This is a genomic window from Paraburkholderia steynii, from assembly GCF_900100565.1.
GTDB classification, from domain to species: domain Bacteria; phylum Pseudomonadota; class Gammaproteobacteria; order Burkholderiales; family Burkholderiaceae; genus Paraburkholderia; species Paraburkholderia terrae.
Map to the genome: position 1 here is coordinate 110,407 of NZ_FNDI01000012.1, position 13,517 is coordinate 123,923.

The following is a 13,517-nucleotide window of genomic DNA, read 5'->3' on the forward strand; positions in this document are numbered from 1 at the left end:
AATCGTTTAACAATGCGATGCGATTCAGTTCGAACGCGAGGCCCAGAACTCGCGCTGCACCTGCATGATTTCTTCTTCGACTTCGGCGACAGGCCCGATCAGCTCGACGCGCTTTTGACAATGATCGAAGACGTATTGCGATGACACGCTCATTGTCGGGTTTTCAGCATGATTACCAGTGGCTTGCAGCAAGCGCTCCTCCGTCATCCCGAACACCACGCGGCCGATGTTCGCCCAATACGCTGTACCTGCACACATGCAGCACGGTTCGACGGTCGTATAGAGCGTGCAGCTCCATAGATACTGCGGCGTAAAGTTGAGCGCAGCAATGCGCGCAAGCACCGATTCCGCATGATTGACGGTATCGACGTTGCCTTGTTCGATCAGCACGCTCTCCTGATCCGGGCCGACGAGAATCGCGCCGAACGGATGATGGCCCATCAGCGTCGCGCGTTCCGCGACGACGCTCGCATGCCGCAGATGACGCACGATCTGTTCGCGCGTCGGCGCAAGCCCCTGCTCGGGGAAGTCCGACGCGTTCTGTTTCGAGGGATTGGTTAGGGTCAAACGGTGTCCCCTCCTTTTATGTTCGCGTTCGCGCTTACTTCGGCAGCGATCCGTCGACGCCCTGCACGAACCAGTTCAGCCGCAACAGATCCGCATCCGACAGCGACTTGCCCGCTGCCACCTTGATCACGCCGCCTTGATCCTTGATCGGCCCGGAGAACGGGTCGAACTTGCCTGCGATGATGTCGTCGCGCTTTTGCGCCAGCGCTTTCTGCGCGGTAGGCGACACGGCTTGCGTATTGATGCTCGCGAGGTCGATCGCTTTTTCCTTTAGGCCCCACCACGTCGGCGTGTTGGTCCACTTGCCCGACTGCACCTGCTCGATCAGATGCGAATAGTAGACGCCCCAGTAACTCACGCATGCGCCCAGTTGCGCGTTCGGGCCGAACTGCTTCATGTCCGAGTCCCAGCCGAACGCGTGAACCTTCTTCTGCTCGGCCGTTTGCATCGTGGCCGTCGAATCGGTGTTCTGGATCAGCACGTCGGCGCCCTGGCCGATCAGCGTTTCGGCTGCCTGCTTCTCCTTGCCCGGATCGAACCAGGTGTTGATCCACACCACCTTCACCTTTGCATTCGGATTGACTGAGCGCGCGCCCATCGTGAATGCATTGATGTTGCGCACCACTTCCGGCACGGGCACCGACGCGACGAAGCCGAGCGTGTTGGTCTTCGTCGTATAGCCCCCGACCAGCCCCGCGAGATAGGCGCTCTGATAGGTGCGCACATCGTAAGTAGCGAAGTTCGCGGCTTTCTTGTAGCCGGTGGCGTGTTCGAAGACGATATCGGGATAGTCCTTGGCGGTCTTCAGTTCGAAGTCCTGGAAGCCGAAGCTCGATCCAACGATGATCTTGTTGCCCTTGCTCGCGAGGTCGCGGAATACGCGCTCCGAATCCGCCGATTCCGGCACGTTCTCGACGCGCGTGACCTTGATCTTGTCGCCGAACTTCGTTTCGATCGCCTTCACGCCTTGCTCGTGCGCGTAGGTCCAGCCGGCGTCGCCGGGATTGCCGAGGTAGACGAAGGCGACGCCGAGTGGCTCCGCGGCCGTGGCAGACGTGCTAAGGGCGGCGGCGACGCCGAGCGTGGCGAGGAGCGTAGCCGGGACGCGCAGCGAACGCATGACTGCGCGGGCCATTCTTGTTTTCATGAAATCTCCGGAGACGGGAAGGGGAGTCAGCGGAGATGGTCGTAAGCCAATATCGAGGTCGAAATTGAAATCCGTTATGCGCCCTATAACGGAATTGATATGAAGGAAGTCAAGCGCGGGGTCAGGGCAGGTTCAGTTGCCACGACACGCCATAGCGGTCGCTGACCCACGCGAAACGGCGGCTGAAGCCGTAGTCGTCGAGCGGCATCAGTTGCACGCCGCCTTCGGACAGCGCCGCGCACAGCTTCTCCTGCTGCGCCTCCGAATCACAGTCGACGAACAGCGAGAACGCCGGCGTGAACGTGAAATCGTGCCTCGCGATGCTGTCGGTACACATCACCGTCTGCCCGGCGACGTGGAACGTGCCTTTCATCACCGAACCTTCGCGCCCCGGCGCGTCGGGCGCGTAATGGACGATCTCGACGATCCTGCCGTCGTCGAACAGCGAGACGTAGAACTTCATCGCTTGTTCGGCGTTGTGGTCCTGGAACAGCAGGAATGGACGGGCGGTCGTCATCGCGATGTCTCCGGAATGGTGAGCTTGCCTGTCATCGATGCACTCACGATTGCGCTACAGGTGAGACTATCCGGGAGCCGCGCAACGGTGAGTTGGCTCGCAACCCGCACGGCACTGTAGCGAAAGGTGAGGTTATTCGGGACCCGTTCGAACATTGCGCGCGGCTAGCCGGTGACGATCATCAGCACGCCCGTGACGGTGAGCGCGCCGCACCAGAGCCAGTCGAAATTGACCCAGCCACGGCGCAGCATGCCGAGCCCGAGATACTGATAGGCGGCGAGCGCGATCGCGCTTGCCGTCGCGAGCGTGACGACGGTATGCACAGCCGTTACCTGACCGACCGATTCGAGCGAACTACTGATAGGCATCCCCGCGCCGCACAGCGGCAACAGCGCGGGCAGCAGCATCAGGCCGGCGCCGTGCATCGTCGCCATCGCCGCCGACCACAGCGCGAGCCCGACGAAGCCCGCCGTCATGCCGACGCGCACGCGCTGCTTGTGGCCGTAGAAATGGTGATACGCGGCCCATGCGATCAGCAGCAGGCCCATCACCATGCGCAGATGCTCCGTGTGGGCGAAGAGCCCAAGCGCAACGGCTGACGTCGTCACGAACATCACCGAGACGGCATGCCCGAGCGCGAGCGGCGGCAGCGCCATCAGCAGGGCCTTGCGGCTGCCATGCTGAAGTCCGAGCGCGGCCGCGAACAGCCAGCCCATCGCCGGGTTCACGCCATGAAAAATGCCGCTGCCGATCACCGTCGCCCACACGCCGTTCATTGCACGCTCACGGATAGCAATACGAATCCGACGACGCATCGCCGCCTTCCAGCCGGATCTGATGCGGCCTATGCGACTTCGGCCAGTCGACGAAGAAGTCGTTCGCCACAGTTAAGCCGCCGTTCTTCCCGGCGTCGAGCTTGACCATCCAGCCGTCGATCCCTTCCGTATAGAACTGCTCGTCGATCGCGCCGTACAGCGAGTTGGTGAAGTACACGCGGCTGCCGTCGCGGCTCACCTCGACCATCTGCGGGCCGCCGTTCAGCGGGCGCTCGCCTGCGGCCGGATGCGTCGCCCGCGCGGCAATGCCGCCGATGCGCACCGTGCCCGTCAATTCAGGCTTCATCGGATCGGAGACGTCGTATTGCCTGAGGTCGCCCGTGCCCCAGCACGACACGTACAGGAAGCGGTCATCGAGCGACAGCGCGATATCCGTGACGAGCGGCGGCACGGCGCCGAAGCCTTTGAGCATGGGCGGAAGCAATGAGGCGTCGGCGGGCTCGGCGGGAATCTCGATCACCTTGCGCGCGGCCCATTGATCGCCGTCGCGATACCACGTCCAGATCGACGCCGACAGGTCCTTGAGGCTGATCACCGAATTGACGAAGCCGTAGGCCTTGGTCGGATCGTGCGCGGGACGCAGTTCGAACACCAGCTGGTTCTCCGCGCCGAAGTCGACGACCTGCTTGTGCTTGCGCGTGTTCATGTCCCAGAAGTGCAGCCGATGCCCGTACTTGCCGCCCAGCAGCACTTCCGGCACGAGGCCGTTTTCGAAAGTCGCGGGCAGGCCCCATTCGCTCGTCACGACGGTGTCGTAGCCGAGATGCCACCAGCCGTCGTACGACAGCTCCTGCGGGCCGCGATCGATTTCCCACTGGCCGCGAATGTCGAAGGTCTCGTGATCCATCAGGAAGATGCCGCCGGGCGCTTCGCCTTGCGCATTCGCGAGCGACACGACGTAGATGCCCGCCGGCCCGCAGTGGACGGTATGCGGGCGCGTATAGCCCGCTTTTTCCGCGACTTCCGCGGGTTCGAGCACGCGGACGATCTGTGGCTTCCGCTTGTCGGGCTTCGTATCGAGAATATGGATGCGCGACGAGCGCAGCCCCGGCACGACGAGATAGCGGCGTTCCGTATGCGGATGCGGCGCGTTCGGACACAGGCACGAGCTGCACGCGTTCCAGCCGAAGTGATGCAGCTCGTCCCCCGTATTGGGCATCGCCACGCGGCCGATGATGCGCCCATATTCCGCCGAGCCCGGATCGACATCGACGACGGCGAGTTCGTCGGGCGTTTCGCGCGACGGATCGAAGCTCGCCACATACGCGACGGTCTCCTTCGGCGCGCTGCTTGCCATGCGCGCGGAAGGATAGAAGGTCGGATCGGGTTTCCATGTCGCCATGACTCATCTCCGGAAGATGTTGCGATGCGGCACGCGAGTCGCGCGCGCCACGTATGAGAACGGCACGAGCGTTTGAGCTTTTCACTGTAGGCAATTTCGCGGCAGCTTGCGGAATTGTTAGCGTCGGCGTGACGTGCTGATCGGCGCAGTTGCGCCGGTTTGCATGTCGGAGCGCCGGCCGCCCATGCGCAAACGTGGCGCAGATTAAAATGATGCTATTCCTCGTTTCCTCTCGCTGCTTCCGGCCGCACTCCGATCATGCGTTCATGGCGTCTCGACCGTCCCGTCTCGCAAGGGCAGCTGGATCTCAGCCGCGCGACGGGACTCGTATCGTCGATCGGCAGCGACGATTCGAATGCGCTCGCCGCCGAAGTACTCAAGCTGCTCGGCGACATCGCGGCGATTTCGCAATGCACGATCTTTGCGTACGAGTTCGGCAACCGGCCGCGTACTGTTTCTGTGGCGGACCATCGCGGTGGGCGTTTTCTGCGCGACGTCGCGGATACGTACGCGCGTCATTTCTATGCGCTCGACGGTAACCAAAAGATCGTTTCGTCGGCGCGCAACGACAAGCCCGGCTCGACACTCGTGCTGCATCAGCAGACCAGCGAAGACATTCTCAACGAAGCGTATCGCGCGGCGTGTTATCAGCAGCCGAACGTGTCGGACCGCGTGTCGCTGCTCGTGCAGCCGACGCCCGATATCTGGCTCTCGGTGAACCTGTATCGCGACCGACGCTTCGGCAATTACCATCCGCGCGAGATCGCGTTGATCGAAGCGATGGCGCCGTTGATCGCACACGCAGCGAAGCATCACTACGCGATCTGCGGCCAGCGCGATCTGGCGATCTCGCATTTGATGCTCGCGCGCGTGCGCGGCCTCTGTCCCGAACTGTCGAAGCGCGAACTCGACGTGCTGACGGGCGTGCTCGAAGGACGCACCGCGCAGGAAATCGGCGACACGATGGGCATCAAGGCGACGAGCGTCGTCACATATCAGAAGCGCGCGTTCCGGCGGCTCGGCATTTCGAGCCAGCGGCAGCTGTTCGCGCTGTGCATCGGGCCGGGTAAGGTCTGACGCAATCCTCTTTTCCTCAGCACGCGTTTCCGCTGACTTATCCGCGTTTTCCCCAGGCCTTAACGGGCCCCACGTTGTACCCAAAATGAGGACAGGCAGCACATAGCCGCGCTCCATACTGCGACGCATCAGAATGCGACAACATCGGAGACAACGGTATGGACACCTCCTCGCGAGCCGGCGCGCTGCATGCGACGCCTGCCACCACCGCGCCGCATGCGCACGAACAACCGGTGATCGCGAAGGTATCGCGGCATCTGCTGGGGTTCCTGTTCGTGCTGTTCTTCTTCTCGTTTCTCGACCGCATCAACATCGGCTTTGCCGGCCTGACGATGATGAAGGACCTCGGGCTCACCAGCACGCAATTCGGTCTCGCGACGACGCTCTTCTACGTCGCCTACATTGCGTTCGGGATTCCGGGTAACGTCGTGCTGGCGCGCATCGGTGCGCGCAGGTGGATCGGCACGATCATGATCGCGTGGGGACTTGCGTCGACGGCGACGATGTTCGCGTCGAGTCCCGGCACGCTGTATGTATTGCGCGTACTGGTCGGCGTGACGGAAGCGGGCTTTCTGCCGGGCATTCTGCTGTATCTGACCTACTGGTTTCCGGCCGCGTACCGGGCGCGCGCCAACGCGCTGTTCATGATTGCGATGCCCGTGACGGCCGCGGTCGGTTCGGCGTTGTCGGGCTTCATTCTTGGACTCGACGGCACGCTTGGACTGAAGGGCTGGCAATGGCTCTTCCTGCTCGAAGGCTTGCCGTCGGCGATTCTCGGTCTTGTCGTGTATGCGTATCTCGACGACAGCCCGCAACAGGCGCGCTGGCTCAACGACGAAGAAAAGCGCACGCTTGCCGCGGCACTTGCTGCGGAACATAAGCAGGGCGCTACTGCGAGTGCTCATACGAGTAGTGAGAAGAGCATCGTCAGTGAACTGCTGTCGCCGGCTGTCGTGAAGTTCGCGATTGCGTACTTCTGCCTCGTGAATACGCTGGCGATGGTCGCCGTGTGGACGCCGCTGATCGTGAAGAGCTTCAGCGCGGATGCGAGCAATCGCACGATTGGCTTGCTCGCCGCGATCCCGCAGGTGTGTACGATCGTCGCGATGATCTGGTGGGGACGCCGTTCGGACCGCAAGCAGGAACGCAAATGGCATCTGATGATTCCGATGCTGTTCTCCGCTGCGGGCTGGCTATGCACCGCATACTCGGCGAACCCGGCGATGCGCATGTTCGGCGTGTGCCTCGCGTCGGCGGGCTCGTACACGGCGATGTCGATCTTCTGGACCACGCCCGATCATGCGTTGAGCTTTCGCGCACGCGCCATCGGCATCGCCGTGATCAACGCGACGGGCAACATCAGTTCGGCGCTCAATCCGCTGATCGTCGGCTGGCTGCGGGACGCGACGCATAGCTTTTCGGCGGGGCTGCTGTATTCGGCGGTGCTGCTGGTGATCGGCGTGATCATCGTGACGTTGCTGCCGATGGATAAACGCGAAGCGCCACATGCGCGGCTCGCCTGAACGAATCGATCTGGAGCATTCGATGAACAAGCAATTCAAACCGTATCCGTTCGCTGGGAAAAAATACGCAGCGCGCGTGCCGCAACTGACGCAGGGCGTGGACGCGCAGCGTCACGCGGTGACGATCGTCGGCGGCGGGCCCGTCGGACTGGCTGTCGCGCTCGGACTCGCAAATCACGGCGTGCGCTGCGTGCTGATCGAAGCGGACGACTCCGTCTGCTATGGCAGCCGCGCGATCTGCATCTCACGCCGTAGTCTGGAGATCATCGAACGGCTCGGCGCACTCGACGGCTTTCTGAAAACCGGCTTGCCGTGGACAGGCGGACGCAGCTTCTATCGCGAGACGGAAGTGCTGCACTTCACGATGCCGCAGGACGAGAACCAGAAGCTGCCGCCGATGGTCAACCTCGCGCAATATCACATCGAACAGTTCTTGCTGGATGCAGCGGAGAAGCGCGCCGATCTGATCGATATCCGCTGGCAGACGCGCGTGAAGTCGATCGATTCGCGTGACGATGGCGCAACGCTTCAATTGACCACGCCAGATGGCGACTACGCGCTAGAGACGGATTGGGTCGTCGCCGCCGATGGCGGGCGCAGCACGATCCGCGAAGCGCTCGGCTTGCAGTTGCAAGGCACGAGCTACGAAGGGCGCTATGTGATCGTCGATATCGAACTACAAAGCGATCGTCCGACGGAACGTCTCGCGTATTTTGATCCTTCGTCGAATCCGGGTTCGACTGTGCTCGTTCACAAGCAGCCGGATAACGTGTGGCGAATCGACTATCAACTGCGCGACGGCGAAGACGCGGAGCAGGCTGTGAAGCCTGAAAACGTGATGCCGCGCGTGCAAAGCCTGCTCGACATGATGGGCGAGAAAGGCGAGTGGGCGCCCATCTGGATCACGATCTACAAGGCCAACGCGTTGACGCTCGAGCGCTATCGTCACCAGCGCGTGATGTTCGCGGGCGATGCCGCGCATCTCGTGCCGATCTTCGGCGTGCGCGGCGCGAATTCGGGTATTGATGATGCGGACAATATCGCGTGGAAGCTGGCGTTTGTTGTGAAGGGATTGGCGTCGGCGAAGTTGCTCGATAGCTATTCGGATGAGCGTGTTGCCGCTACGCATGAGAATTTGAGCTATGGCACGAAGAGTACCGAGTTCATGGCGCCGCCTTCGTTTGCATTCGATCTGATGCGCAAGGCTGTGTTGAGTCTTGCTGTGAAGCATCCGGGTGTGCGCTCGCTGATTAATCCGCGGCAGACGTCGGCGATTACTTATGTGCAGTCGCCGTTGAATGTTGCCGATGGCGATGGGTTTGCGGCGGGGCCGGTGCCGGGGGCGGTGCTTGCCGAGTTTCCGGTGACGATTGCTGAAGGTGGGCATGCGCGTGAAGCGCATTTGACGGATCTCGTCGGTGCGCGGTTTACGGTGTTGTGTTTTGGTGAAGAGGGCGACGTGTCCGCTGACTTCACTGCAGTTGGGCAAGCGATGCGTGAACGTGGCGTGCCGTTCAAGGTTGTGTCGATCAGCGCGCGTTTGCATGCCGAGGCGCAGGGCGTGCATGCGTGGGATCACACGGGGCGCATCTTCGAGCGCTATGACGCGAAGCCGGGCACGGTGTATCTGCTGCGCCCGGATGGACATGTGCTGGGGCGCTGGCGCAATGCAAGCGCGGATGATGTCGAGACCGCGATTACGCGCGCGCTTGCTTGATGAACCGATTCAACGAATGGAGAACGCGATGACCGATGCAGAACTCGATACCGTCTATACGCGGCTGTGCAAGACGATGACCCAGGTCGGCGAGGCTAATGCGCCGATGTTTCTGGCGCGGTTTGCGCTGCTGGCGATTGAGAAGATTGGTGATGCGGATGTGTCGTTGAAGTTGATCGAAGCGGCGGGGGAGGGGGAAAGCGAGTAGCTTTTGCGCTTCATGCGTTGCCGTTCGGTGTTTTGGCCTTTACGCTGGCATCCGCGATTTGTTAGCGTGCTTCAAGCGTCGCCCCTGTGCGGGGCGGCACCTACTTTTCTTTGCCGCCGCAAAGAAAAGTAGGCAAAAGAAAGCGGCTAACACCGCCAGTTCTTCTTCCTGCCTGAGGGCCCCCAAAGGTTCTTACGCTTCACACGGCAGCCTTTCTGTCCGCGTTCGTTGCCAACGCTTCGAATGCGCGCCTCACCCACTTCAAACACCCGAACAAGAGCTCGCGGCAGCGAATGGTTTGCGCCGCCCAGGTGGCAAACTGTGTGTAGGTTGTCGCGTCGTATAACTCGGCGCTCTTACCTGGTGGGACGCGTGTACTATCGGTTCGAAGTGAGGCGTGTGTGCCTCTACGGCCTACACACAGTTTGCCACCTGGGCGGCCGTGGACTATCTGGCACGGCGTGCGGCGACGCGGGCGCGTGAAGCGGGTGAGGCGTACAGAGAGAGCGTTGGCAACGAACGTGGGTCACGTGGTTGCCGTGTGAAGCGTAAGACCCGTTGGGGGCCCTCATGCAGGAAGAAGAACTGGCGGTGTGAGCCGCTTTCTTTTGCCTACTTTTCTTTGCGGCGGCAAAGAAAAGTAGGTGCCGCCCCGCACAGGGGCGACGCTTGAAGCACGCTAACAAATCGCGGATGCCAGCGTAAAGGCCAAAACACCGAACGGCAACGCATGAAGCCCAAAGGCAAATCGCAGATACCACTAGCAATATCTGCTCGCAGATCCGGCTGCTGTCACGCGCCACGCGCTTCACGTGCCGCGTTCGTCTCGCTCCGCATTGCGGCTTTCTTCCGCATCCAGTTCCCTGATCAACGCATCCACCGCGGCATAAAGATCACCGACAACCTTCGCACCAACTTTGTCCTCCAGCGCGCGATATTCCGCTTCGAGCATCGGCTTCATCCGCTCGACGATCTCCGCGCTCTGGGCAGTCAGCGACACGCGCACGCGCCGTTGATCGTCCTCGAAGCGCTCTTTCGTTACATGGCCAAGATCTTCCATACGCGCGAGGACACCGGCGAGACTCGGACTCGAAATCGTGCATAGCGCGCATATCTGCCGGGGCTCCAGCGGCCCGTTTTCGTGCAGCGCGCGAATGATGCGCCATTGCTGCTCGGTCAGCCCCTGCGCCGTAAGCAAGGGACGAAAGCGCGCCATCATGAGTTCGCGCGCGCGCAGCAGCAGCATCGGCAGATTGCGATGCATCGCGAGAGGCGTGGCAGAGCGGGATCGGGTCGTCACCATTGATATCCAGGCGGGAAAAAGCGATTCGCTAGGATATAAGTAAATCTAGCCCGGTAACAGCCGGGCATTAAGGATTTTCTTTAGTGCGCCTGGTGTTCTGGAAGGCTTCGGCGGATTTTTGACGCCGACTAGAATGGGGAAGTCAGCGCGTCCGTCAAAATCCACGGACTGTCGCGTCCAGCCGACGAAAACGCCCAGGACAAACCCTCGGAAGCATTTCCCAGACCGCGTGGTCGGTTTATTCTACGCAACTTGGCGGTTTTTTTGAGATTGTGGGGGCACCGTGTACGTTCATCACCAGTTCTTCAACGATGCCGATGACCACGCGGCCGCGCTGCGGGGCTGGGATCAGCGTTACGACCAGATCGGCTCAGGCACGTTTCGCAGCGCGGTGAAGCAGATCGAGCTGGACGGCCTGCAGGTGTTCCACGAGTCGGCGAATCTGCGCGTCGTGCAGCGCGGGCAGTTGCCGGACAATCATATGACGTTTGGCATTCCGCTCGCAGGCGCGGGGGCGTTCTCGTTCGGCGGCGTGCGTATCGATCGCGGCGGGTTCGTGATGGCGCAAGGCGGCATGCCGTTCGAGTTCCATTCGCCCGACGACATGGCGCTGATCGGCGTCGTGGTCGATTCGGACATGCTGCAAGGCGTCGCCGATTGCGCGGGCGTCGAACTCGACGACAATCTCTTTCGCCGCACCGTGCTCGATATTCCGAACGCCGCATGTACGCGCGCGGGGCTGCAACTCGCGACGTTGATCGAACGTGTGCTGGCGCAACCCGAGGCGTTCGACGACATCCGCGCGCAGCACGCGGTGCGAAATCAGGTGAGCGAGGCGCTGGTCGATCTGCTCGCGTATCACGTGCCCGCATCGTCGAACCGGCTGACCTATGCGTGTCAGGCCGATATCGTGCGCCGCATTCACGATTTCGTGGTCAACCATCCCGACGAGCTCATCGACATTCAAAGCCTCTGCACACAATTGCGCGTGAGCCGGCGCACGGTGCAGAACAGTTTTCAGGCTGTCGTGCAAACCAATCCGCTGACTTACGTGCGCTCGTTGCGGCTCGCACAGGTGCGGCGTCTGTTGCTCGATACGCGCCAGGCCGATCTCTCCGTCAGCGATGCCGCCGCGCAATGGGGATTCGTTCACCTCGGGCATTTCGCCAATGCGTACAAGGCGCAGTTTGGCGAACTGCCTTCGCACACCGTTCGACGGTCGTCACGCGCGATTCCGGCGCGATGAGTGGAGCGCGAACACATCATCCGTTCGCAGTTCTGTCCCGACCAAAAAAAGAATCCGCGCTCGCGAGAACGCGGATTCAAAGGCACGCTTGAGCGGAGACTGCAAGCGGCTTGATCGTCAACAGACCTTGACGAGGAGAGAGCGGTCAGTCGCGCTTAGCCGTGGTTGTGCGCGGGATTGCGGCAGGTGCCGGCCTGCACATTCGAGTCGTTCCACGCCGAGCCGAGGATGATGCTGCAGAAGTTCAGGCGCTTGTATTCCGGGTCTTTCAGCGCGAGCACATCGGCCTTCACGTTGCCGAACGTCGTCAGCGGCTTGTGTTTCGTGCCGTTCGCGAACGCATCGATGATGTTTTCCTTGAAGCTCTCGCCGCGCGGATGCGCTGCGACGATCAGCTTGCGGTCTTCCGTCGAGAACTCGTCATAGGCGAGACCCAGCACGTCCATTTCGACGCCGGCCGTCACCAGCGCCACCACGGGTTTCTTGTACTGCGGAATGCCCGGCGTTGTGTGCAGCGCGATCGAGTCCCACACCATGTCGATGTCGTTTTCGTCGATGCCGTAGCCCTGCAGAAAATTACGCGCGACATTCGCGCCATCGACTTCGAAGCGATCGTGCGCGCTGCTGTATTTCTCCATCAGGCCCATGTCATGGAACATCGCGCCGATGTACAGCAACTCCGGGTCGTACTTCAGTTGCTTGCGCTCGCCTGCCAGCGCGCCGAACAGGAACACGCGGCGCGAGTGGTGATAGAGCAGATCGGTTTCGGTGTCGCGCACGAGCTGCGTCGCTTCGCGCGCCATCTTGCTGTCGGGGATCTTGATGCCAGCGATGATTTCGCTCATTTCGGGTTCTCCAGAACGTGATCGGTGGTGGCCGTTCGCTGTGTCGAAGTGAGCGATCGGCGTGTGATCAAAGTGTAGGGAGAGCCTCCGCGCGCGGCAAAAGCATTGATACACGCGATGCTGCCAACTGCGCGCGGTTTTCTGCCAGGGCCGGCGGAACGTGCTTCAGGTGAGGGTTTACGGGAGCCCGAACAGTGAGCGGTGGTTGCCGGCTCAACTATGTCCGATGATTTCGCGCGCGCACGGTTCGCGTGTACGACGCGATCATCGTTGCGAGTTCCTGGGCGGCGGGTGTGAGCGGCGCGGCGGCGCGTTGCAATACGCAGACGTCCTGCGTGGCGACGCGCTCGCGCACGTCGATCGTGGTCAGCACGCGCGCGAACGGCCCGCGCTTCGTCACCACGGCCGCCTCCAGCGACAGACAATCCGTCTCGCTCACCAGATGCAGCGACTCGAACAGCCCTTCGACGGTCGAGACGATTCTCGGCGGCGCGAGACGGTGACTCGCGAACAGATCGTTGAGGCGATGCGCTTGAGGATCGTCGGTGAGATTGGGCGAGCGCGTCGCGATCCACGAGCAATCCGCGAGTTCGGCAAGCGACTTCGCGTGCGCCATCGGATGACCGCGCCTGCATACGACGACGGGATCGGACGGATACAGCTTCGTCACGGAGAGGTCGGTCGTGTCCGTGTGCTTCGAAACGAGCGCGACGGCGAAGTCGAGCGTGCCCTCGCGTATCCACTGAATCATCATCCGCGACGTGCCCGTGCGCATGTGCGCGGCCACGCGCGGAAAGCGCTCGCGAAATTCGGTCAGCACGGGCGCGCCCGCATCGATCAGCGGCTCGGTCGTCAGGCCGAACGTGACCTGTCCGGCGTACTCGCCGCGCAGTTGCTGCGCTTCATGTTCGGCGCGCGCGCATTCGCCGAGGATCGTCGCCGCGCGTTGCAGCATGCGCTGCCCGATCGCCGTCAGCGCGATGCCGCGATTGGTGCGCGTGAAGAGCGTGGCGCCGAGCATCGATTCGAGATTCTGCAATTGCTGCGTGATCCCGCTTTGCGCGATACCGAGCGCGCGCGACGCGGCGCGGATGCTGCCGTGCTCGGCCACGGCCGTGAACACGCGAAGTTGGGAAATGGTCAGGGCCATCGTCGACAGGGGCGGAAAAACGGGCGATCAGAAGAAGTG

At 61.9% G+C, this 13,517-nt stretch carries 13 protein-coding genes; 5 read left to right on the forward strand and 8 right to left on the reverse strand.

Translation table 11 applies throughout. The features are described 5' to 3' along the window. Positions 1 to 24 precede the first annotated feature (24 nt). The 5 genes from BLT65_RS22020 to BLT65_RS22040 form a co-directional block, all read right to left on the reverse strand. On the reverse strand, positions 25 to 567 hold the full coding sequence (locus tag BLT65_RS22020) for a nucleoside deaminase (RefSeq protein WP_091780894.1): 543 nt from the start codon (positions 565 to 567) through the stop codon (positions 25 to 27). 34 nt (positions 568 to 601) lie between these two features. Beyond that, complete coding sequence (locus tag BLT65_RS22025) at positions 602 to 1,714, reverse strand: BMP family ABC transporter substrate-binding protein (RefSeq protein WP_042304432.1); 1,113 nt, start codon at positions 1,712 to 1,714, stop codon at positions 602 to 604. A gap of 121 nt (positions 1,715 to 1,835) precedes the next feature. Continuing rightward, complete coding sequence (locus BLT65_RS22030) at positions 1,836 to 2,231, reverse strand: VOC family protein (protein WP_091780896.1); 396 nt, start codon at positions 2,229 to 2,231, stop codon at positions 1,836 to 1,838. Between the two features lie 164 nt (positions 2,232 to 2,395). Further along, the gene (locus BLT65_RS22035) at positions 2,396 to 3,046 is read right to left on the reverse strand and encodes a hypothetical protein (RefSeq protein ID WP_244186542.1); all 651 of its coding nucleotides are present in this window, start codon (positions 3,044 to 3,046) and stop codon (positions 2,396 to 2,398) included. Further along, a complete protein-coding gene (locus tag BLT65_RS22040; RefSeq protein ID WP_091780902.1) occupies positions 3,015 to 4,409 on the reverse strand; it encodes a selenium-binding family protein in 1,395 nt (464 codons plus the stop codon). The genes BLT65_RS22035 and BLT65_RS22040 overlap by 32 nt, the downstream gene beginning before the upstream one ends. Positions 4,410 to 4,667: 258 nt before the next feature. Between BLT65_RS22040 and BLT65_RS22045 the strand changes: the two genes are divergently transcribed. The 4 genes from BLT65_RS22045 (at position 4,668) to BLT65_RS22060 (ending at position 8,934) form a co-directional block, all read left to right on the forward strand. Further along, positions 4,668 to 5,486, forward strand: a complete 819-nt coding sequence (locus tag BLT65_RS22045) for a helix-turn-helix transcriptional regulator (RefSeq protein ID WP_042304436.1) — start codon at positions 4,668 to 4,670, stop codon at positions 5,484 to 5,486. A 158-nt stretch (positions 5,487 to 5,644) separates the two neighbouring features. Then, a complete protein-coding gene (locus BLT65_RS22050) occupies positions 5,645 to 7,009 on the forward strand; it encodes an MFS transporter (RefSeq protein ID WP_091780904.1) in 1,365 nt (454 codons plus the stop codon). Positions 7,010 to 7,031: 22 nt separating this feature from the next. After that, positions 7,032 to 8,726 (forward strand): FAD-dependent oxidoreductase, encoded by a 1,695-nt coding sequence (locus tag BLT65_RS22055; RefSeq protein WP_091781176.1) that lies wholly within the window; start codon positions 7,032 to 7,034, stop codon positions 8,724 to 8,726. Between the two features lie 28 nt (positions 8,727 to 8,754). Continuing rightward, positions 8,755 to 8,934 carry a hypothetical protein gene (locus BLT65_RS22060; RefSeq protein WP_042304510.1) on the forward strand — a complete coding sequence of 60 codons (180 nt, stop codon included), beginning with the start codon at positions 8,755 to 8,757 and terminating at the stop codon, positions 8,932 to 8,934. Positions 8,935 to 9,742: 808 nt separating this feature from the next. Here BLT65_RS22060 and hpaR read toward each other — a convergent pair. Further along, the gene (hpaR, locus tag BLT65_RS22065) at positions 9,743 to 10,237 is read right to left on the reverse strand and encodes a homoprotocatechuate degradation operon regulator HpaR (protein ID WP_091780907.1); all 495 of its coding nucleotides are present in this window, start codon (positions 10,235 to 10,237) and stop codon (positions 9,743 to 9,745) included. 283 nt (positions 10,238 to 10,520) lie between these two features. On the opposite strand from hpaR, the gene BLT65_RS22070 reads away from it, so the two are divergent. Then, on the forward strand, positions 10,521 to 11,483 hold the full coding sequence (locus tag BLT65_RS22070) for a helix-turn-helix domain-containing protein (RefSeq protein WP_091780910.1): 963 nt from the start codon (positions 10,521 to 10,523) through the stop codon (positions 11,481 to 11,483). A gap of 155 nt (positions 11,484 to 11,638) precedes the next feature. On the opposite strand, the gene BLT65_RS22075 is transcribed toward BLT65_RS22070, so the two are convergent. Together BLT65_RS22075 and BLT65_RS22080 are read right to left on the reverse strand one after the other, a co-directional pair. Beyond that, the gene (locus tag BLT65_RS22075) at positions 11,639 to 12,328 is read right to left on the reverse strand and encodes an HD domain-containing protein (RefSeq protein WP_091780913.1); all 690 of its coding nucleotides are present in this window, start codon (positions 12,326 to 12,328) and stop codon (positions 11,639 to 11,641) included. 217 nt (positions 12,329 to 12,545) lie between these two features. Beyond that, complete coding sequence (locus BLT65_RS22080; protein ID WP_091780915.1) at positions 12,546 to 13,478, reverse strand: LysR substrate-binding domain-containing protein; 933 nt, start codon at positions 13,476 to 13,478, stop codon at positions 12,546 to 12,548. Positions 13,479 to 13,517 lie beyond the last annotated feature (39 nt).